This window comes from Marinomonas sp. 63XJN7_7_ISO-PGPR-S23-202 (assembly GCF_056173505.1).
Genome location: NZ_CM149677.1, coordinates 1,642,014 through 1,664,666 on the forward strand (window position 1 = coordinate 1,642,014; position 22,653 = coordinate 1,664,666).

Annotated in this window: 16 protein-coding genes; 13 read left to right on the forward strand and 3 right to left on the reverse strand. The window is 43.7% G+C overall.

What is annotated here, in order from left to right:
• The first annotated feature begins 108 nt into the window (after positions 1–108).
• Together AC0VYG_RS07600 and AC0VYG_RS07605 are read left to right on the forward strand one after the other, a co-directional pair.
• Positions 109–420: a cupin gene (locus AC0VYG_RS07600; RefSeq protein WP_475431712.1), complete on the forward strand. Its 312-nt coding sequence runs from the start codon at positions 109–111 to the stop codon at positions 418–420.
• 227 nt (positions 421–647) lie between these two features.
• On the forward strand, positions 648–1,250 hold the full coding sequence (locus tag AC0VYG_RS07605; RefSeq protein ID WP_475431713.1) for a class I SAM-dependent DNA methyltransferase: 603 nt from the start codon (positions 648–650) through the stop codon (positions 1,248–1,250).
• A gap of 351 nt (positions 1,251–1,601) precedes the next feature.
• Here the strand turns inward: AC0VYG_RS07605 and AC0VYG_RS07610 are convergent, their stop codons facing one another.
• Positions 1,602–2,813 carry an IS256 family transposase gene (locus AC0VYG_RS07610; RefSeq protein WP_475432512.1) on the reverse strand — a complete coding sequence of 404 codons (1,212 nt, stop codon included), beginning with the start codon at positions 2,811–2,813 and terminating at the stop codon, positions 1,602–1,604.
• A 1,136-nt stretch (positions 2,814–3,949) separates the two neighbouring features.
• On the opposite strand from AC0VYG_RS07610, the gene AC0VYG_RS07615 reads away from it, so the two are divergent.
• The 9 genes from AC0VYG_RS07615 (at position 3,950) to AC0VYG_RS07655 (ending at position 14,068) form a co-directional block, all read left to right on the forward strand.
• Positions 3,950–5,521: an ABC transporter substrate-binding protein gene (locus AC0VYG_RS07615; protein WP_475431714.1), complete on the forward strand. Its 1,572-nt coding sequence runs from the start codon at positions 3,950–3,952 to the stop codon at positions 5,519–5,521.
• A 63-nt stretch (positions 5,522–5,584) separates the two neighbouring features.
• A complete protein-coding gene (locus AC0VYG_RS07620; protein WP_475431715.1) occupies positions 5,585–7,699 on the forward strand; it encodes a methyl-accepting chemotaxis protein in 2,115 nt (704 codons plus the stop codon).
• 369 nt (positions 7,700–8,068) lie between these two features.
• A complete protein-coding gene (locus AC0VYG_RS07625) occupies positions 8,069–8,707 on the forward strand; it encodes a hypothetical protein (protein ID WP_475431716.1) in 639 nt (212 codons plus the stop codon).
• A gap of 188 nt (positions 8,708–8,895) precedes the next feature.
• The gene (locus AC0VYG_RS07630) at positions 8,896–9,324 is read left to right on the forward strand and encodes a hypothetical protein (protein ID WP_475431717.1); all 429 of its coding nucleotides are present in this window, start codon (positions 8,896–8,898) and stop codon (positions 9,322–9,324) included.
• Positions 9,325–9,499: 175 nt separating this feature from the next.
• Positions 9,500–9,982: a YbaK/EbsC family protein gene (locus AC0VYG_RS07635; RefSeq protein WP_199477159.1), complete on the forward strand. Its 483-nt coding sequence runs from the start codon at positions 9,500–9,502 to the stop codon at positions 9,980–9,982.
• 240 nt (positions 9,983–10,222) lie between these two features.
• Positions 10,223–11,467, forward strand: a complete 1,245-nt coding sequence (locus AC0VYG_RS07640) for a cystathionine gamma-synthase family protein (protein ID WP_475431718.1) — start codon at positions 10,223–10,225, stop codon at positions 11,465–11,467.
• 136 nt (positions 11,468–11,603) lie between these two features.
• Entirely contained in the window at positions 11,604–11,888 is a 285-nt protein-coding gene (locus tag AC0VYG_RS07645) for a helix-hairpin-helix domain-containing protein (RefSeq protein ID WP_475431719.1), read from the forward strand.
• 300 nt (positions 11,889–12,188) lie between these two features.
• The gene (locus AC0VYG_RS07650) at positions 12,189–13,463 is read left to right on the forward strand and encodes a glycosyltransferase (protein ID WP_475431720.1); all 1,275 of its coding nucleotides are present in this window, start codon (positions 12,189–12,191) and stop codon (positions 13,461–13,463) included.
• Positions 13,464–13,582: 119 nt separating this feature from the next.
• A complete protein-coding gene (locus tag AC0VYG_RS07655) occupies positions 13,583–14,068 on the forward strand; it encodes a GNAT family N-acetyltransferase (RefSeq protein WP_475431721.1) in 486 nt (161 codons plus the stop codon).
• A gap of 90 nt (positions 14,069–14,158) precedes the next feature.
• Here AC0VYG_RS07655 and acnA read toward each other — a convergent pair whose 3' ends face one another.
• A complete protein-coding gene (gene acnA, locus AC0VYG_RS07660) occupies positions 14,159–16,903 on the reverse strand; it encodes an aconitate hydratase AcnA (protein ID WP_475431722.1) in 2,745 nt (914 codons plus the stop codon).
• A 625-nt stretch (positions 16,904–17,528) separates the two neighbouring features.
• Positions 17,529–19,907: an aminotransferase class III-fold pyridoxal phosphate-dependent enzyme gene (locus AC0VYG_RS07665; protein WP_475431723.1), complete on the reverse strand. Its 2,379-nt coding sequence runs from the start codon at positions 19,905–19,907 to the stop codon at positions 17,529–17,531.
• 273 nt (positions 19,908–20,180) lie between these two features.
• On the opposite strand from AC0VYG_RS07665, the gene AC0VYG_RS07670 reads away from it, so the two are divergent.
• Both AC0VYG_RS07670 and AC0VYG_RS07675 read left to right on the forward strand, forming a co-directional pair.
• Positions 20,181–21,689, forward strand: coding sequence for an aldehyde dehydrogenase family protein (locus tag AC0VYG_RS07670; RefSeq protein ID WP_475431724.1), 1,509 nt, complete (start codon positions 20,181–20,183; stop codon positions 21,687–21,689).
• 73 nt (positions 21,690–21,762) lie between these two features.
• Positions 21,763–22,593, forward strand: coding sequence for a helix-turn-helix transcriptional regulator (locus tag AC0VYG_RS07675; protein ID WP_475431725.1), 831 nt, complete (start codon positions 21,763–21,765; stop codon positions 22,591–22,593).
• The last annotated feature ends 60 nt before the right edge of the window (positions 22,594–22,653 follow it).

The window sequence follows — 22,653 nt, forward strand, 5'->3', positions numbered from 1 at the left end:
GGTGATTTTTTTCAAATCAGTTTAGCTTTATAGGATATAATGGATTGGTCGCCTCGTTTTTCACCACTTTACACGGTGTTGTACGCTTTTTGATCATTTGGAGATGCTATGAAAATAATCAGAAGTAAAGGGTTTAAACCTGAACGTGCTTGGGGGGCAAAAGATATCGCTAATATGAGTGGCATTACGACGCGCTTACATTGGACTGATCAGCCTTATAAGTGGCATATAAACGATGGTGAAGAGGTGTTTGTTGTTTTAGATGGTGTTGTTGAAATGCTATTTAAAGAAAATGGAATTGAGAAATCAGCGGTTTTAGAGATGGGTGATATATTTTATGCATCTATTGGTACTGAGCATGTTGCACATCCTCGTGGTGAGGCAAGGGTATTAGTTGTAGAATCAGAAGGAAGCGTATAATTGCTTGCTTAAACGGAAAATTATAGTTGGTCATCGTTTCGAGGTTATAACCAACCATAAATTTTCGCTTAGCAAGATATTCTATAAGACTAGAATGAATAGTCCTTTAACCAAAAAAAGTGGCTTTTTCTGTTTAAAAGCAAATTAATCGAGTAAAACCAATCAAGAGAAAGTTCTATGCTTGAGTTGAGGCTCGGATGTGAATGTTCCTATAGGTAGTAGGTGGTATGACAAAAGATTATTTTAAAAACAAAGCGGCTTCTTATGAAAAGGAGAGCAGAAGGGTCTCAAACGTAGACAATATCGTCAACTTGATTGCGGACAGATTGGATCTAGAAAAGGGCATGCACTTATTGGACTTTGGTGCGGGTACAGGGCTGTTATTGGAGCGCGTTGCACCGTATGTTGAAAAAATCACTGCGGTAGATATTTCCAAAGCCATGATTGAACAGCTTGAGCAGAAACGTGATGGTCTACACTGTGATTTAGCCATTCTTGAAGTGAATTTAGAGTCTTCGTCCATTGATCAGACATTCGATGGCATTATCTCTTCGATGACCATGCACCATGTACAACATATCGATGCTATGTTCGAAAAGTTCTATTCCATGCTGAATGAAGGCGGAGTGATTGGCGTTTCCGACTTGGATAAAGAAGATGGTAGCTTCCATGGTGAAGATACTGGTGTTTTCCACTTTGGTTTCGAGCGTGATGGGATTGCAGCGTCAGCAATAAAAGCGGGTTTTAAGGATGTGAAAGTGGAGAATGCCAGCGTCATCAGCAAACCATATGGTGATTTTCCTGTGTTTTTACTGACGGGTAGAAAGTAAAAAGCAGATTGTTAACCCCCATCACAGATCGACTAAAATCAATAAGCTAGCAGTTTCTGATACGAGCTTTCTGTGTTTAGACTGGAGGAATGGTCGTTGCTAATAGAAAAGTCACCACTTACTTTTGAGCTTCTAGCTGCTTACCACAAACGTCTTTGTTCAAACCCAACTATCAAAGCGGTTTGTGGTATTGAAGGTATAGACCTCACTCTAATTGAATCATACTCATTACAAGGTGTTTAAGACGCTCGGTATTTTGAGGTTGAATAGGGCATTAATAGGACAAGTATTTTAAGGAGTCAGTGTTTTCAAGATTCTTAGACCCTGTAACAGATTCTGTGTAACTGCCATTTAGTTAAGGTGCTTTTCGAGACGCTCCTCGAACTCAATAATAAATCGACTCATTGCTTGGCGCCAGTTCTGAATTGGCATCGTCCATTTCTTACTGGCTTCTTTAATGGCAAGGTATACCATTTTCCTCGCAGAATCATCGCTTGGGAAGACTTTACGTTTTTTAATGGCTCTACGGATAACACTGTTCAGGGACTCAATCGCATTCGTTGTGTAGATCGCTTTTCGGATATCGTCAGGGTAATTAAACAACGTATTGAGGTGATGCCAGTGATTGCGCCATGATTTGGTAATTTGCGGGTATTGATCGTCCCAGATGTCGCCGAAACGATCTAACTCTAGCAAGGCTTCTTCTTCCGTTGCGGAGCGGTAAACTTGCTTTAAATCCGCCGTCACTGCTTTATAGTCTTTCCATGATACATATTTCAATGAGTTGCGTACCATGTGTACGATGCACAGTTGGATGTTAGTTTGTGGGAAAACAGCATTGATGGCTTCTGGGAAGCCTTTTAGACCATCAACACAAGCGATGAGAATATCTTCTACGCCGCGCTGCTGAAGCTCAGTGAGGACGTTGAGCCAGAACTTCGCACCTTCGTTCTCCGCAATCCACATGCCCATGAGTTCTTTATGACCTTCAGTGTTGATACCGAGTGCCAAGAAGATCGATTTATTGATGACGCGTTTATCTTGGCGGATTTTCAACACAATACAATCAAGATACACAATGGGGTAGATGGCATCCAAAGGGCGTGCTTGCCATTCAGTCACTTGCTCAATGACCGCATTGGTAACGCGTGATACCAGTGTTGGAGATATCTCGGCACCATACCATTCATCGAAGGCATTGACGATGTCTCGGGTACTCATGCCTTGCGCATAGAGCCACAGGATTTTATCGTCCATAGAAGTGAATCGGGATTGGTGTTTTTTGACCAGCTTGGGTTCAAAAGAGCCTTCTCGGTCACGAGGCGTATCCAGTTCAAACTCACCATCTTCCGTCTTAATACGCTTGCTATTCTTGCCATTACGACTATTGGTTGAGGTGGACTTTTGATGTCTCTCGTAACCCAGATGGTCATCCATTTCTGCATTCAATGCCGCTTCAACGGTAATCTTCTTCAGCATTTGGCTAAATTCGTTGAGATCCTCAGGCGTTTTAATTCCCTTGGCGGCTTCTTTTGCGAACGCTTCAAGTTCTTTTTTGTTCATTTGCATCTACCTATCCTTAATTCTTAATAGAATATGTTGTGGTAGGCAGTTACACAAAATTAGTTACAGTCTCGATTCTTAACATGCATGTCCTATTAAAATCTGTCCTCCCTATTTTTCATCAAACATCTATCTGTCATCAAAGAAAACTTGCTACAACATCAACTCAAAACGTGACCTTATTGATGTCATGCTTCCTATCATTAATGCCATTATGGCGGGTACTGAAAGTTGACCGGGCATCGAAACCTATGATCAAGACAAATCAGAATGGCTAAAACAATATAGAGAGTTTAAAAACGGTATTCCAAGAGGTCACACAATTGTTCGTATTCTTAAGCTCTGATTCCGGAAAACTTGCTTGATGCTCTGATGAGCTAGACCAGTGAAAAGCAAGGTCCTCTAACAGCAACATTATCCCCCCAAATTCCCCAAAAAGCGGCCGACGATAGGCAGTGTTATGGCGGTAGAGTGGTTCAAAAAAAACAATGGTAAAACCATTATAGATCGGTCGTACTACAGCGTTCGTTCTCTCTTAATCATAAGTCTTTGCATCATTACAGGCATCAGAACTGGCGTATTAAGAGCCGTCAGCGCGACATTCTTGCCACGGAGTTTAACGAAGAAAAAACCAGAATAGTCATGGGAGATGCACTAGAGCATAGGCTCTATTTAAGCGTTTCGTCATGAACATACATTAAAAAATGTGATGAGTGAACTCGAATGATTTAGAGCATTGATTGGTGCTAGAAGACAAAGCCGCTATACAGCGCCAGGCCGCCAACAAAAAAACATTTCGGAGAGTAATAATATGTAATTTTTGATTAAAATCAACGTATTATTTTTGCACTCCCAAAAACAACTGCTATGCTTTTTTTGATGCGGATAAAAATAGATAAAAAGCGTGATATGCCTGAGGTATTGATCCTAGTTATCTCCGTACAGGTACGTCAAGTCAGTGACGACCTTAGAAAAAATATAATGATGCTAGATAGTGAACAGGACTACACATTTTTCTAAGCATCATAATAGATTAATAATTCGGGCTTTTCAGTCTGATGCCGTCTTTATTAATGATACTAGGTGAATGAGGAAACTAATTATTCACTTTATGTTGCTGAATTTTGGAGAAATATATGTGTAGTTCATTTCTAAGAAACACACGTTCATTTTTTTTTGTTTTTTTAATGTTATCTTTTTTACCGATGGCTGATGCAACACCAGTGAAAGGTTCCCATGTTAAAATATATGTCTCAAGCCTTCCCTATCTTTACACATCCCATGCCGTCAATGGTTCACTTTTAAGACCCGCTAATAATGAACGTGGTTGGGAATACTATATGGCCACATCTCATTCGCAAATTAGCGATACCGTCTATGAATTTAAGTTACGTCAAGGGGTTCAGTTTCAAGATGGAACACCATTTAATGCCGATGCCGTCATTGAAAATATGGAGTACTTTAAAAAGAAACCCTTTTTGTTTAGCAAAATTAATACTGTATATGACCATACAGAAAAAGTTGACGATTATACAGTAAGGTTCTATTTAAAAGAAAAGTATGGAACATTCTTGAATGATGTGATTTGGATTCAATTTTATACAACAAAATATCTTGAAAAATTTGGTTGGAATGGTAAAGCGACCTGTCCAAACCTTGCTGAAGCGGGCCCTTATGGATTAGGTCCTTATATTCTTAGTGAAGGTTATATAGAAGGTGATAGAAAAACAGATAAAGCGGTATTAATTGCTAACCCTTATTACTATGATAAAGATTCAGTAAAAGTAGAAAAATTCACTATTTACACAAATTTAGACCCCAAGATAGCATTATCTGATGTTATTGAGTCTGAAGGTTATCTTGATATTATGCCCATCGCATTTTCTGACGTTCAGTTGGTCACTTCTTCTCCTTATGCTAAATTAGTTACTGGGCCATCAACAGATAATATAGCCATCCATATTAATATGGTTAATGGTAACGAAAAACTAAAAGATAAAAATGTTCGTCTTGCTCTAAATAGAGCGATAGATCAGCAACAGTTATTAAATTATTCATTTTCCGGTTATGGTGAAATAAAGCCTACACTGTCTTCACCTAATTTTCCTGGTGTTAAAGAAGCGGTAAAGAATCTGAAGGCTTATTCTGAAGTTGAGTCACCAAAAGAAATACGACAGGAACTAAAGAGCATTTTAGGTGGGCTAGAGCTTAAAGTGCTAACACAGCAGAAGTTTATGTTTCTTTGGCGCTCATTAGATCGAGATTTACGTAAGGTTGGTGTAAAACTTAATTTTGAGATTGTTGATGAAACGACTATTTTTGGACAAATTTTGTCTACCAATGCGGGTAAGAATACAAAGTCGTGGGATTTGATTGTGTGGGGGGATGATGATTGGTACTTCAATCATCCATGGGCGGCAATCTTTGTTTATCAACCAAATAGTGTTTGGAGTACGATGCCAGCAGACCCTCTGATGGGTGAGTATATTGATGAAATGTTTAAAGAAGCCGAAAACACGCCACAATTCAATGAGGCTGTAGCAAAAATAATTAATCATGTCTACAAGAATGCTTATATGCTTGTTGTACCAGCTCCTAACAAGGTCGTTGCAGTTAATAAGAAGGTTTCTTACACCCCATTACCAATGGCTTCTCTTCCATTATGGGATATTGAGGTAAGTGATGATCACTGGTCGTTAAGACAATAGCAAAGATACACGTAGCCACTTGCTCAAATATTTTAAAAAATTCCTTTTTATCGGGATGGTAATATGAAAATAAAATTAAAACTTAGAAGTAAATTGTTACTTGCTTTTTCTTTAATAGGGATATTACCAGTTGCTATTGTTGCTGCCATTTCATTAATGAAATCGAGTGCCGCATTGGAAAATGACGCATTGGAGCAACTGGTCAGTACACGGGATATTAAAGCAAATCAAATAAAAAGTTACCTTAATAGCGCTAAAAAGAATGTTTCGATTTTATCAAATAGTAGAGATGTACATGAGCTGTTCCGCGCTCTGCAAGTATATCAAGATTTAGAAGAAGTTGTTTCTGAAAAAGATAAGTTTGGTGTAGACAATATAGACTATAAAGCCATTTGGAAAGAAAGAAGCGATAATCTATTAAAATATGTCGATGTTCTGGGTTACCTTGATCTTTTATTAGTGTCTGCTGATAAGGGACATATTATTTATAGTGTGAAAAAAGGTAAGGAGCTTGGTTCAAATATTAAAAAGGACTTTGATGAAAAAAATCCAGTCTCAGTGTTATGGAAAAAGGTTTTAGAAAAAAAAGGCGTGGCGTTTCAAGATTTTACACCCTATCGCTATCGAGAGAATAGTCCGAGATTCTTTATTGGTGCACCTGTGTTTAATTTACGTGGTGATATCGTCGCCGTTATCATTTTAGAATTGTCCGGGGAGGTAATTAATAACATTATGTCTCAGCGTTCAGGACTTGGAAAAACAGGTGAAACCTATCTCATTGGTAAAGACGGCTTAATGCGTTCCGACTCTTATTTGGATAGCGGGCATTACTCTGTTGCTAATACATTTTCCAAGCCAGAAAGCAACAAAGCAAACAGTGTAGCAATTAAAGATGCACTGTCGGGTGAAACAGGTTCAAAATTGATCGAAAGTTATTTAGGACAGGAAGTGTTGTCTGCCTATGCACCACTAAAATTTGAGGGGACGACGTGGGCGATTGTCGCAGAAAAGTCACGTGGGGAAGCTTTCGGATCGGTGAATGAAATAAAGTGGGTAATCATATTTTCAATATTGATTACCGTCGTTGTCATTATTGTAATAGGTATTGTATTGAGTCGCTCTATTACCAACCCTATTCTTAACATGACCGATATTGTTAATCAATTGGCAAGTGGCAATGTTCGTAAGAGGACAAGCATAAAACGCTCAGATGAACTTGGCGATATGGCATCGTCATTAGATAACTTTGCTGATGAGCTGGAAACGGTTTTTGTTGGTAGTTTAGAAAAAATATCAGAAGGTGATTTGACAAGTAATTTAACGTCTAAAGGCCAACAAGATGTCATCACTAATGCACTGATTAAAACAAATGCTGATCTGAAAAGCATCGTTACTGATATTTCAGGTTATACCAATAGCATCGTTGAGCAAAGCAATAAGGTCATGCTTTCCAGCGAAACAATACTGTCTAATACGGCAAGTTCTGAGCAATCAATACAGTCGATTTCAGCGGCGATCGTTGAGGTAAACGAGCAAGTCAAGATTACGGCTAATACGGCTAAGGAGGCTGATGAACTGGGTCAAAAAGCACAGCAGTCGGCTACGATTGGGAGTGATCTTGTTAGCAAAACCGTGTCTGCTATGGATGATATCAGAGAGGCTAGCAGTAATATTTCTTCTATTCTTTCTGCGATCGAAGACATTGCAAATCAAACGAACCTGTTAGCCTTAAATGCGGCGATAGAGGCCGCCAGAGCGGGTGAATCAGGCAGAGGTTTTGCTGTGGTTGCCGATGAAGTTCGTGCTTTGGCCGCACAAAGTACAAAAGCGGCAAATGAAACGGCTAAGTTAATTGAAATAGTGGTTGAAAAGACGCAAGTAGGTGCAGAGATTTCTGCAAACTCGTCTGAGAGCCTTAAAGAAATAGTGGATTCTATTGAAGTAGTCTGTAATTTGATGGGGAATATTGCTATTGCTTCCGATGAGCAGTCTAGAACCATTGATGATACGAGTAACAATTTAAATCGTATAGCGGCTAAAAATGTTGAAACAACATCAGAAGCCAAAGAGGGGGCTGGTACTTCTCAGAAATTAACAGAAATGTCGTCTGGACTTAAAGGCATCGTGGAGAAATTTACCATCAGTTCAGAGTCCACTGATTCTAATCGTCGGTCCTAAATATCCTATTAAAATTGCTGGATAAAATAGTAAGCCAGTCAATGCAGAGATAAGCGAAAACCACTTTTCTAGGGATGGAGAAGTGGTTTTTTTATAGTAGTGGATCAAGTGGACTATTGGCTACGAATAGTCTGAAAAACAATCAAAAGTTTGTATGTTTGTACTAGTAGTGGCTCAAAAAGTCTTTTAGGATCAATGTGAGACTTTTGCAGCTTGCCAATACTGTGTTAAAAACAGACTCAAAATGCTCATTTATAGCGATAAACTCCGCTTTCTCGTCTGTTTTTGCCGCGTCTTGGCGTTGGCTCATAAAGCGATGTACACAACAAGCGTGAGGTTGAGACGTCATATTTTCAAAGGAGTTGAGTGGTGGATTTAGAGTTAGATCACGTTTTTATACTGACTGATAAACCAAAAGAAGCGGGTGATCTTTTAGTTTCTATGGGGCTTAATGAAAGCTTTAGTCGGGATCATAAGGGGCAGGGTACCTCAAATCGTCGGTTTGCGTTTTCTAATGGAATGCTCGAAATACTATACGTACGTGATAGCGAAGAGTCGAATAATGGTCCAGCAAAAAAACTGAGATTCCCTGAACGGATACAAACAGAAAACGCATCTCCGTTTGGAATCGTTCTAACGCGAACTAATGACTCCAAATTAGGTATGCCGTTTAGCGGGTGGAAATATCAACCAGACTATTTTGAGCCACCCAATGCATTCCATGTGGGAGAGAATTCTGAGATATTAGAAGAGCCTTTATGTATTTACGTGCCATTTATCGGTCCAGTTAGCAGAATTGAAGAAATAGGAACCTTTAAGTCTATTAGCAAGGTGCAACTATCGGTCCCACTAGAGAAAATGTCTGATACGCTTCTTACATTGCAATCGGCGGATAGGCTTGGCATTGAGCTTGGTAGTGAGCACATGGCAGTACTTACTCTGGATAATGGGCGTAAGGGATTATCCAAAGACTTGCGCCCAGTTTTGCCATTAATGATTCATTGGTAGATAGGTAAACATATAAGAGTTTTTTCTTGCCCTACGGAATAGAAGCTAGCTTATAAGCCCTATACTTCAACGATAATGGCCAAAATGACTTAAACAGTCGCTCAACCTGACTCGCTATGTCAGCGCTTCTCACCTAATAGCTTGTAGGTTAGATCAACGTTAGACAAACAGAAAAAGGAACGAAGTTCATGAAGCATTTGGTGTCAAATGAAGATCTAGAATTTAAAAAGCAAGTCGAAAGGCTTCAGTTTCCAATAGCAGAATTCAATCATAGAGCCCATTTGCGCTTAGCATACATTTATCTCACTGAGAATAGTGTCAGCGTATCCGTTCAACTTATGCGCACAACACTAATAGGGCTATTAAGGCATGTCGGCATTGATCCCTCTCAAAAATACCATCAGACATTGACCGAAGCTTGGGTGTTGGCAGTACACCATTTTATGAATTGCTCAGATGGTTCAAGCTCGTCAAAGGGATTTATCGAAAATAACACTATGCTACTGGACTCAAATATTATGCTCACTCATTATTCAGACGATGTGCTGTTTTCAGAGCAAGCTCGATCAACCTTTATCGAACCAAACTTAGACCAAATACCTAGATATGCCGCTTAAAGGGCGATGGTGATGAACCACATTTTTGTCTCCATGGTCTGAACGCTTTATATTTTGAGGTGGCTGATAATCTGCCGGACATTCATGTGGCGTTGGCTAACAAAGCAATGCGCGGCAAAAGTATGCGACTGCGGCGTTATGTTTATCGTTGATTTACTTAGAATATGGAGGAATTATGTCAACAGAACTGAAGGCTTCATCATTGAAAGTACAAGCTTTTTTGTCTCAGCATGGACAGGACTTTGTTGTTCAGCAAATGCCTAGTTCAACTCGAACAGCGAAAGACGCCGCTGAGGCTGTTGGCTGTACGGTTTCCCAAATTGCTAAATCGTTAATTTTTAAAGATGGTGAAACAGGGGAACCTGTCTTGGTTGTCGCATCCGGTTCTAACATGGTTTGCACCGACAAAGTTAAAGAAGCAACAGGGATTACATTGGAAAAAGCAGATGCATCCTTTGTACGAGAGAAAGTTGGCTACGCTATAGGTGGGGTTCCTCCCGTGGCGCATAATGAGAAGGTTCAAACTCTCTTAGATAAAGACCTACACCAATATACAGAAATTTGGGCGGCTGCGGGTACACCGAATTCTGTGTTTAAACTCAATCCACAGTATCTAGGTGAGCTTACGCAAGGTCAGTGGATAGATTTAGCAAAATAAGCATACCAAGTATTTAAAAAGGGATCTTTTGGGAGGGCGCTGTTCCCTCCTTTTTGCTGCTGGCTCTGAAGGGTTTCTACTGAACAATTTGTCGTAAACAAACCGTCTAACATGGCTGTCAATACGTGCAACTTTTGTCTAAGCTGATGATGCAAAGCAAAACTCCTCTAGTGGACCAATAGAAGAGCATGATATGGTTTATCAACACCGCTACACCTTATCAAAATGAAGGCAAATCAAGTGAGTAAATCAACAGCAAAACCTTTCTCAGAATCTAAGTTATTACATGCCGACCGCCGTTCCAACACCGAGCACGGTGCGGTACGCAAACCGTTACATGTTTCCGCTACTTACGCGTACCCAAGTGCTCAAGCATTAGTCGATACTTTCCAAGGCAAGCAATCCGGTTATGTTTACTCGCGTCAAGGAAACCCAACAGGCGCTGCTCTAGAAGCTCAAATTAATATGCTAGAAGACAGCCACAGTACCTGCTGCTTCACCACAGGTATGGCTGCAATTTCAGGTATGATGATCGCCTTACTACGCCATGGCGATCATATTATTTGTAGTCAATTCCTGTTTGGAAACACAAATAGCTTTATGGGAACCCTCTCTCAATTGGGGATTGAAGTAAGTTTCGTTGACGCCACAGACCCACAACAGGTTGCATCGGCCATTCGCTCTGATACGCGTATGGTCTTTGTCGAAACGATTGCTAACCCAGCCACGCAAGTCGCGGCTTTAGCCGAGATCGGCCAGCTGTGTGCACAACACGCTATCCTTTATGTGGTGGACAGCACCATGACGACGCCAGTTTTGCTGCAGTCTAAAAACATTGGTGCAAGCCTAGTCATACACTCTCTAAGCAAGGGTATAGGGGGCCACGGCAATGCCCTGGGTGGCTCTATTTCAGATACTGGGTTATTTGACTGGAGCACATACCCTAATATCTACCCCGCGTACCAAAAAGGTGACCCAACTAAATGGGGCATCACCCAGATTCGTAAAAAAGGTTTACGCGATATGGGGGCGACTTTAAGGGCAGAAGATGCTCATCGTATTGCCACTGGCCTTGAAACCTTGTCACTACGAATCAAAGCGACCTGTGATAACGCATTAGCGCTGGCGACATGGTTAGAACAACAGCCACAAATCAAACGAGTCTATTATCCTGGCCTTGCTAGTCATGCACAACATGAACGAGCAGCAGAGGTATTTAGTGGTTTATATGGCGGTTTATTAAGCTTTGAACTAGACGACACTATTGACTGTTTGGCGTTCTTAGATCGTCTACAAATGGTGATTTTATCTAGTCATCTATCAGATACCCGCACCCTAGCGATTCCAGTGGCTAAAACCATCTTCTGGGAAATGGGGGCAGAGCGCCGTGCCAGTATGGGCATAGATGACAATCTAATTCGACTGTCCCTTGGGCTGGAAAATACGAATGACCTGATCGATGATTTTAGACAAGCACTTGCTTAGGGCTAAACCATCACTTGGAGAGCACATCTAGATGATAGATGTGCTTTTCTAGGTAGAAAAAGCGGGCTTGCTAACTCGTCAAACTAAGTGGACGTTGTTTCTCACCGCCAGTGTGTTTGAGAGGTTGTTGTGTGCTATGAATCCATTGAAAGTTAATCGTAACAGAACCTATAAATTGACTGACTTGCCCAATATTGGCAAGGCTGGTGCTTCAGACTTGCAGCGACTTGGAATCACAACCCCCAAAGAGCTTATTGGTCGTAATCCTTATGAAATGTATGAAGAGCTATGTCTCAAAACTGGGCAACGACATGACCCGTGTGTTATAGATGTTTTTATATCAATCATTCGCTTTATGGAAGGCGAGGATGCCCAGCCTTGGTGGTCATATACAAGTGAACGCAAGAAGGCTATTGAGTGAGTTGCTCGCGTCAGCAAGCCTAATAAGACTTTGTAGCTGTACTTGGGTAACTGGGGACGCAAACATCCTATCAGTCCTAGAACAAACAATATGAAGCTTTGCGCCTAGCGTGCTCTAACCTCTCTTCATTTACCAATCCTTCATTACTAAAACCCTCCTAATGCACCACAGGCTAAAACAAGTCATTTTCTTTGCGTCTAATTCGGCTTCTCACTGGCAAACTCTATTGTATGAACTATGATTTCTTCTCAATGGATGGTTTGATTTTTATTATTGGATGATATTGTAAAAGGCTCGTTTATGCAGATTGTGATTCTAACGATCGGTACAGAAGGGGATGTACGTCCGCTTGTTGCACTTGCTGTTGCTCTTAAAAAACTCGGTCACCAGGTCAGAATTGCCACGGATATGAGTTGTCAAAGTCTGGTTGTGGATCACGGACTTGAATTTTCGCCCTTAACTGGCGATTTCATGGATTGGATGCGACGCGACAAAGACCTGCAAAAACGTGGCTTATCAACATTGGCTATGGCGAAGGCGTTTCAAGCCCAGCTTTTGGAAATGAGCCAAGACTGGCCTGAACAGGGACGGCAAGCGGCACAAGGTGCAGACCTGTTGATTGGCAATGGCATGGTGTATTTTCTGGCGCAATCGCTTGGTGAAGTGTTCGAGATTCCTGTCGTTGAAACCCAGTTAGTGCCAACCATGCCATCACATCATGCTCCTATCATGCCTTTGCCTGGCTGGATGAAGAGCTTGCCACCAGCGATAAATGTGGGCCTTGGTCACCTTACTCGCCAAATTGTGTGGCATGTCTATCAACCAGTTTATAACAAAGTGGTTCGGCCTCGGCTGGGGTTAGCTGCTTATCCACGTTTTGGCCCATACCATCAGAAGAAATTTCAGCGTCCAAAGATGTTTGCTTACAGTCCCTGCCTTATTGAACCGCGCAAAAGCTGGCCATCAAGAATTCAGACAACCGGACCATGGATGCTTGAAACGGGTGCCGCTTGGGAACCACCTTCAGAGTTGCTTGACTTTCTGCAGGCGGGGCCAAAGCCCATTTACATCGGTTTTGGCAGCATGTTCCATCATGATGCCCAAGCTTTTACGGATATGATTCAGGCCTCTATTGAAGAAACCGGACAAAGGGTTATTATCGCGACGGGGTGGGGCGGTTTGCATGTAAAAAATATGTCTGAGGCCAGTCGTGACAAGATGTTAAGTGTTGGCCATATTCCTCATGATTGGCTTTTCCCCCGTATCGCATTGGCCGTCCATCACGGCGGTGCAGGCACGACTCATGCTGTGCTCCGCGCTGGCATTCCGTCGGTTGTTGTGCCTGTTTTTGGTGATCAGCCATTTTGGGCACAGCGTCTGGAAAGACTTGGTGTGGCACCTAGAGCTTTGCCGCGTGAAACCTTGACCTCAGCAGACTTAACAAAGGCCATTACCCTTGCATCCAGTACGGAAATGCGAGCAAGGGCCCGCACTGTGGCAACGATACAACAAACCGAAAATGGCGTAGACAATGCCATCAAAGCGTTGCGGCATTTTGGCCTTTTATCTGCGTGATTTAGCAGGGCATAAGTGACGAATACATTGTCTGCTTTCTATTGTTTTGCCATGAAGTGTTACGGCATACTTAGGTATGAGAGCAGGAATTGTTCTGCCACGTATGAATTGGAGTCAGTATGTCTTTCTTGGTACCCATGTCAAAACCCTTTTTTGCACCTTATATTGAAGAGTTGATAGTGCAATACGCAAAGGAGAATGTAGAGGCTGGTCGGTGGCAAAAGTCTGGATCATTATCTCGAGCTAGGCGTGATATTGAGCGATTGTTACCATGCGGATTAGACACAGAAAACCATCATTTTTTTGAAATGAAAGAGCCTGAAGTGAATGAGACGGTGGGCATGGTCTGGTTGTCGCTGGAGAATAGTACAACGACAAGCACGGTGTTTATTTACGATTTAGAAGTCAAGGCAGAGCATCGTCGAAAAGGTTATGCCAAGCTTGCTTTGCGGGAAATTGAAGACTTCGCGGCGACACATAATATTGTCAATATTGGCTTGCATGTCTTTTCTAACAATGCTGCGGCACAAAAGCTTTATAACGAAATGGGTTATGACGCGGTGAGCATTAACATGGTGAAGAAAATTAACCAGACTGACGTTTGATTTATAGAGAGAAAAGAGTGCAATAAAAAACACTCAGTCTAGCTCAACAGTGAGCTAGACTGAGTGTTTTGTTATGGAACGGGTGAGGGATTAGTCGAGCATATCTCGCAATACGTATTGTAAAATCCCGCCATGCTTGTAGTAATCCCATTCTTTTGGCGTATCAATGCGTATGTCGGCACTGAAGGTGATTTTGCTACCCTCGCTATTGGTCGCCACAACGGTGACGTCATCGGCTTTGTCGAGCAAGCCTGTAATGTCAAATTGTTCTTGCCCTGTTAGACCAAGCGATTCGTAACTTTCACCGTCTTTGAATTGAAGCGGTAAGACGCCCATGCCTATTAAATTAGAGCGATGAATTCGTTCATAACTTTCTGCAATGACGGCTTTAACACCCAGTAGCAATGAGCCTTTAGCCGCCCAATCCCGTGACGAACCTGTACCGTACTCTTTGCCCGCTAAAATAATAAGCGGGGTATTTTCTTCTTGGTAGGTTACCGAGGCATCATAAATGCTGGCCAAGTTATTGTCAGGCTGAGTACGCGTAATACCGCCTTCCGTGCCAGGGGCAAGCAGATTTTTCAGCCTTACGTTGGCGAATGTGCCTCGTACCATGACTTCGTGGTTGCCTCGGCGCGAGCCGTATGAATTAAACTGCGCTTTTTCGACACCATTTTCTTGCAGATACAAACCTGCTGGTGAGTCCGCTTTGATTGAACCTGCTGGAGAAATATGGTCGGTAGTGACTGAATCTCCAAGTTTGGCTAAGCAGCGTGCCCCTTCAATGGTTGGAACACCTGGAGGATCAATACTCATACCATCAAAGAAGGTGACTTTTTTAATGTAGGTTGATTTGTCGTTCCAGTCGTAAAGTTTGCCATCGGGGATTTTAATTTGTTGCCAGTGTTTATCGCCTTCGTATACGTTAGCGTAGCTTTTGGCGAACATTTCTTTGGTCACGATCTCTTTGACAAGATCACTGACTTCTTTAACACTTGGCCAAATGTCTTTTAGGTAAATTTCTTTGCCGTTTTCGTCCTGTGCTAGTGGTTCCTTATAAACATCAATATCGGTACGACCAGCGAGGGCATAAGCGACAACCAGCGGTGGTGAGGCAAGGAAATTCATTTTCACATCTTGGTGAATTCGCCCTTCAAAATTTCGGTTCCCCGATAAAATAGAACTAACAATCAGTTGATTGTTTTGAATAGCATCGGATATTTCACTGGCTAATGGACCTGAGTTACCGATACAAGTGGTGCAGCCATAGCCGACAAGGTTAAAGCCAAGATATTCTAGGTCATCCATTAACCCTGCTTTTTCTAAGTAGTCGGTGACTACTTTAGAACCAGGTGCCAGTGATGTTTTAACCCAAGGTTTAACATTAATACCCAATTCTTTTGCTTTTTTAGCCACTAAACCGGCCGCTAAAATAACGCTTGGATTGGAAGTATTGGTACAGCTAGTAATGGCGGCGATAACACAAGCGCCATCACTCAATTCAAATTCTTGGCCGTTATAATGTACGATGGCAGCGCCTTTTATGGGGGCTTCATCAACGGATTCATCAGGATGGGTGACAGGGCCTTCGCCTTCTATACGAATGTGGTCTTCACTGCTCTTTTCTTCACGAGCCAGACGTTCGTCTTGAAAGCCTTTTAAATGTTGGCGAATCGCGTCACCCGCTTTATCAAGAGCAATTCTATCCTGTGGGCGTTTAGGGCCAGCAAGGCTTGGCACAACACTAGCAAGGTTCAGTTCAAGGGCATCGGTATAATTGGCTTCATCACCATCATTACGCCATAGTCCTTGGTGTTTTGCGTAGTCTTCAATTAGGCTAAGTTGCGTTTCATCACGGTTGGTTAAACGAAGATAATTAATCGTTTCGTCATCAATCGGGAAAATACCACAGGTTGCACCATATTCTGGTGCCATATTGGCAATGGTTGCTCTATCGGCAAGGGGTAAATCAGCGAGACCGTCACCATAAAATTCGACAAATTTACCGACTACGCCATGTTTCCGTAGCATTTCAGTGATGGTTAGAACGAGGTCAGTGGCGGTGGTGCCTTCTGGTAGGCGGCCACTTAATTTAACGCCAACAACCTGAGGAATCAGTAAACTAATGGGTTGGCCAAGCATGGCTGCTTCGGCTTCAATGCCGCCAACTCCCCAACCTAGAATGCCTAAGCCGTTTATCATGGTGGTATGAGAGTCGGTGCCTACTAAGGTATCTGGATAAGCAAATTTTTGGCCGTCCCGATCTTCGTTAAATACCACACGGGCCAGATATTCTAAATTGACCTGGTGAACAATGCCGGTAGCAGGTGGCACGACTTTAAGGTTATTAAAGGCAGTTTGACCCCAGCGTAAGAACTCGTAGCGCTCTTTATTTCTTTCATATTCCAGCTTGGTGTTTAAATCAAATGCACGAGAATTACCGTAACCATCGACTTGCACTGAGTGGTCAATCACCAGCTCCGCAGGCGATAACGGGTTTATTTTAGCGGGATCACCGCCTAACTTTTCCATGGCGTCACGCATAGCCGCCAGATCCACAATGGCTGGGACACCCGTAAAATCTTGCATGACAACTCGGGCGGGGGTAAAAGCAACTTCGGAAGTCGGTTTGGCTTGAGGGTCCCAGTCTAGTAAAGCCTGGATATCGTGTTCTTTGATATTAACGCCATCTTCGTTGCGAAGAAGGTTTTCGAGCAATATTTTCAAAGAAAATGGCAGTCGTTTGGCTTTATCGCCAAGCCCTTTTAAGGAATGGATATGAAATTGCTCGCCGTTAACAGTGATCTGTTGTTGGGTATCGAAACTATTGTTCATCTTGTTCCCCTTTGGTTTTAGAGATCATTGCACGATTGCTGCGTTTGCCGCCTTGTGGTTAAAAAGAGCCTCCCATTGGCTTCGCTTGCGATTTCGTACAAAGGTTTCTATTCGGCAGATATATTTAAAAACACCTCTACTTATAGTGCAGTTCGATGAAAGAAAAAAGTGTAACAGTACTTTTTTACTTAGACGACCTCATTTGCATGATATGCCTCCTTTTGCTTGCTTTCACCTAATCTTTTAGACCTGTGTGATAAACACGAACCTTAATTCTTTCGCATTTAATTTTTAGGGCAATTGGGTGGCTAAGTGTGCCCTTCGTCGCAGAAAACCTTAGCGTGTCAGGCTCTCGTTTATGCTTCTAGAGGAGAGAGCTGCATCGCATTCACCTAACAAAAAGCAAAAAAGTTGAAAAATGATTGAGCTGTCTTCTTTTTGATGAAGAAAGTGTCGTTCCCTTCCATTAAATAAGGGGAGGGAACTGGAAATGCCACCGAAAAAGACAAGTTTAACCCTAACACATTTTAAATAGTCTTGTTGTTTATAATAGCCTGGCCGATTCGGCCAGGCTATTTAGTGACAGAGTGTCTTCTTGCTTCCTTAAAAGTGCGGAGTCGCTAATTTAGCCAAGTGCCTTCAGGCTTTCGTCCATTGCGTTGATAAAGAAATCCACTTCCTCTTCCCCCCAGGTCAGTGATGGTCGAATTTTTAGGGTGCCCGGAAGGGATTTTCCGATCATGACTTGGCGTTGGATCATCTCATTAATTAACTGCTCCGTTTCTTCTGCCGCTGGAGTGCGGTTCTCCCTGCTTGTCACTAGCTCCAAACCTACTAACATCCCGCGTCCGCGGACATCACCGATAAGGGAGTATTTCTCAGCCAACTGGCGGAGTCTTGCACGTAGCTGGTCGCCAATGTCATTGGATTTCTGTACCAGTTTTTCACGTTCGATGACATCAAGCACGGCCATTCCTGCCGCACAGGCAACAGTATTTCCGCCAAATGTACTGAACAGAAGAGGGTGGGTGCCACCGATGAACTGTTTCATCATCTGGCTAGAAAGAATCACCACACCCAGTGGATGACCGTTAGCGACAGGCTTCCCCATGGTAATAAAATCGACTTTTTCTAGGTTCAATCCCGCTCCCATAAAGCCCCAAAAAGTTCCCATTCGTCCGAGGCCTGCTTGCACTTCATCGGCGATGACATAACCGCCCGCCGCGTGGGCTTTATCGGCAATTCGGTCAAAGTAGCTGTCGGGTGGAGTGATGACGCCGTGGGCGCACATGGCCGTATCGACGATAAGGGCGGCTGGCTGAAAGCCACGCTGATTTAGAGCCTGTATGGCACGGTCCGCATCCGCTGCGTAAAGGGCTGCCGCATCGGGATGGTCCGCGTAAGGGCCGTTGTACATATCCGGCTCGATTAGACACTCGATCTGTGTTGGGTATTGTGCTTCTGGCAGATGCAGCCATGACTCTGGAGAATATTTTGTCGTCAGTTCAGTGCAACCATGATAGGCGTTATTAAGGACTAAGCCACCCTGATGACCACTTAGAGACTGGGCTATTTGTATCGCTAGGTCGTTGGCTTCACTACCAGAATTGACAAAAATGCAAGTGTCCAGATGGTCGGGAAGGTCTTTGGTCAGTCTTGCGGCGTAGTCCGCGACGATGTCACACATATAGCGTGTATTGGTGTTCAGTGCCTCGGCCTGACGCGCGATTGCTTTGACAATATGCGGGTGGCAATGGCCCATTTGGGGAACGTTATTGTAAGCATCAAGATAGGCTGTTCCATCTGCACTATACATCCAGCCGCCTTGAGCACGTGTGATGTGCAATGGCTGATCATAAAAGTGCCAAATTTTACCCAAATGTTGCTCTCTGTGTTGGACTAAGTCCTCTTGATGATCTGAAAATTGAGGCCCCTTGTTGTCAATTGGGCTGTAGACAGGGAAGCGTAAGGCGTCACGCAACCGGCGCGTAACAGTTTCTTGGCCCATTTCATTCAGCTTGAATAGCATCTTGGTAAAGAAGCGATCTTCCAGATGGGTTCCTGCCTCAGGGTCGTTGAGTTTGCGGTAGTTGATGATAAGAGAGGCTATCGCCAGTCGCAGGTGCATCACATCAAACAGTAAATCGACTTCTTGTCCTGTGAGGGGATAGGCGCTGTCGTACCCTTGGGCAACATGCAATAAGGGGCGGATGGGGTCTTCCTCATCTTCGGCGTAGGTCTCGGAGATGGTGACAATTTCTGCCAAAATGCTGTTAAATGACACATCTCCGAAGTCCAGAATCGCGGCTATTTCAGTCGGATCGTCATGACTTACCATCACATTGGCGTCATTAGCGTCCTGATGAACCAGTTGGCAGCGTGTTTTCTTCAGGGCTGGCAGGGTGTGATGTTCTGCTTTATCGAAGGTAGAAGTGAGCAGGTCGCGCAGTTCCCCTTCTGGTAGGCCGGGGAGCATATCGCGTAATTGCAGACAATGTCCTAGATCCCAAAGGTGCTGGTTACTGCCTGCATAGGGATGATAAAAACTTTGTAGCGCAGCGTTCATCCGTCCCATGGTGGCACCGATATTAAAGTAATACTCATCGCAATAGGCTTCTGGGGTATTTTCCACAACACGACCATCCATAAAGGCAATCAGGCGGATCATATGGCGCTCACCACTTAGCTCGGACGTAATCCACTCGTAGGCGTTATGCTGACGGGTTGGTATGACAGGAGGTACGACCAAGGTAGGGTCTTGCTCAAGGATATGTTCGACCGCCTTTATTTGAAGGTCAACAATCCCCTCGGGTTCTTGCGCATTGGAAATTTTGATCACCCCTTGAGGACCCTCTTCATTACGAACCAGCCAAGCGAGATCCCGTTCGCTATTCAGTGCGCTAAAGCTCCCTTCTAGACCATACAGTTCTCTGACCAGAGATTTAATCTGAGACAGTTCAAACTGAGGTGGATTTCGCTTCGCTAGAGATAAGTGATTCGTCATAGTGTTGTCCTTTCAGAATAAGTAGACGCTGTCTGCGTGGGGTCATCGCAGACCATTGAGCTTATTCTGAGGTGAGGTCGAAAAGAAGAAAATAACCCCTATGGCGTAGTTGATAGAGATCAGAGGTGGAAAAATACCCTGCAAAGGGTATACCGCTTTGGCTTGGAGGGATTCAGAGTAGTGGAGGTTGTGTTGAGCGGTGAGCGGAAGCCTTGACGCTAATTCAACTGACCCCCTTTGTTTGATTTCCACAAAAACAGGATGAAAACCGCTATGAATGAGACGATTAAAGCAATGCTGGAAAAATACAATGTCACACCAGAGACCCGCGCTTTTATTGAAGCCGGTCACCAGAAGATGTTTATTGACGGTCAATTTGTCGATAGCGAGGATGGGGCAACGCTCAATATTGAAGACCCGTCCAATGGTGCGCATTTGTTGACAGTACCTAAAGCGACTGTAGCCGATTTGGACCGGGCCGTTGCCGCCGCTAACCGCGCATTCAGAACGGGCCCATGGGCAGAGATGAAGCCAAATGAACGTCAAGCACTATTATTCCGCATGGCCGATGTGATGGAAGCTCACGCTCAGACTTTGGCTGAACTGGAAGCCATTGATGCGGGTAAGGCGATCAGTGGTTGTCATGAAGTGGATATTGCTGGGTCGATCGACTTTTTGCGTTATATGGCCGGATGGACGACGAAGATTGAAGGCAGCACCCGTAACGTCTCCTGTCCAGGGGAAGCGTTTGGTTTTACCTTGAAAGAACCGATTGGTGTCGTTGGTGCGATTGTGCCATGGAACTGGCCGCTGAACATGGCGATGTGGAAAATGTGCGCACCGCTGGTGGTGGGTTGTACGATTGTGCTGAAACCTGCAGAGATCACGCCGATGAGTATGATCTATTTAATGAGAATTTGGCAGGAAGCTGGATTACCGGATGGTGTGGTGAATATTGTCATTGGCACGGGGACTGAGATTGGTAGCCCTCTGGCCGGCCATCCAGGAATCAACAAAGTGTCCTTCACTGGCTCAACACCCGTGGGTAAGCTGGTGGGGAAAGCCGCTTTGGAAAACATGAATCCTGCCACGTTAGAGCTAGGTGGCAAGTCCGCCATGGTTGCTTTTGATGATGCCAATCTAGAGGATATCGTCACAGGAACATTGCAATCTGTTTTCTTTAATTCTGGTCAGACCTGTTCTGCTGGTTCGCGTCTATATGTTCAACGGGGCTTGTATGATCAAGCCGTTGACGCCGTTGCAAAAGCGGCCAATGAGATGGTAGTTGGCGATCCGCTTGATACGAACATCACGCAAGGGCCACAGATTAGTCGTCGTCAACTGGATAAGATACTTAACTATATTGAATCGGGTAAAGCCGAAGGTGCTCGGCTGGTGTGCGGTGGTGAGCAAGTGGATCGCCCAGGCTATTACATGCAGGCTACGGTATTTGCCGATTGTAATAACTCAATGAAAATCGTACGCGAAGAGATCTTTGGCCCCGTCCTGGCCGTTATTCCGTTTGATACAGAAGAAGAGGCGGTGCGCCTAGCGAATGATTCGGATTATGGTCTTACTGCCTCTGTATTTACTCAAGATGTCAGTCGAGCACATCGATTATTGAAGAAAATGGAAGCTGGTACCGTCTTTGTGAACACCCATGATGCGATGGATTCCTCGTTGCCGTTTGGTGGTTACAAGCAGTCGGGTATCGGCCGTGACTTGGGGCCGGAGCAATTAGAACACTTCCTACAAGTAAAAACGGTGATCATGCAGTTATAATGGGCTATTCGTTGCTGGGGGAATTTGTATGTCCTGCAACGGATTGTAGCAGGCACATGCAAATGAGGTACTGATGAGCAGAACAATACACCCAACAGCCATAGCGATGATTGCCCGTTTGTCCGAAGGCTTGATCCAGCTCGTTCCACAGATCGGTAGTGAGGATTTTCCTCACTTACTGGTTGAGGTGGTCAAGCTATTTGTTCCTGCGGATGAGATAACACTGATTTTATTTGAGGATAAGCCTGAAGTTTTGGTGTCGGAGAAAACCGAGCAGATAGGTAATCAGTCAATTGATATGTATCTTGCGGGGGCCTACTTACTGGACCCATTTTACCGTGCGAGTGTCGAGTTGACGCAAAGCCAATTTTTCACTTACGACGAACTCGTCCCCGATGGGTTTCGTCAGAGTGAGTTCTACAAGCAGTATTTGGTTAAGATTGGACTTGAAGATGAGTGTGGCTATCTGATTATCTTCCCCGGTGGGCAGTTTCTGCATCTGAGTATTGGCCATGGTAGAGGGAGTTCGTCACGCTTAACTCTACCAGAACAGCAACTGCTCAACACTCTGACGCCTCTCATTGATATGTTGTGTCAGCAGCATTGGGGGGAACAACTGTCGAAACCTCTTAACCGTCAGTTAGATCAGGCATTAGCTAATTTTGGCTCCTCAAAACTGACAGAACGGGAGTGCGCTGTTATCCGCATGGTATTACAGGGGTATTCTCCAGCAGCCATTGCCGACAAGCTATTTATCTCTCCGGGAACCGTACGGGTTCACTTGCGTAATAGCTACAAAAAACTTGATATCGGTTCTCAGCTTGATCTGCATAACCTGTTTATAGGTGCTTTGATGCAGTTTGAACACTATGAGGGAGGCGATCCGTTAGAGGGGTTTTTCTGAACGCCTGATGCCCTTTGATGCCGTATCAAAATAGGGCGTTAGGAAAACGCTATATAGTAT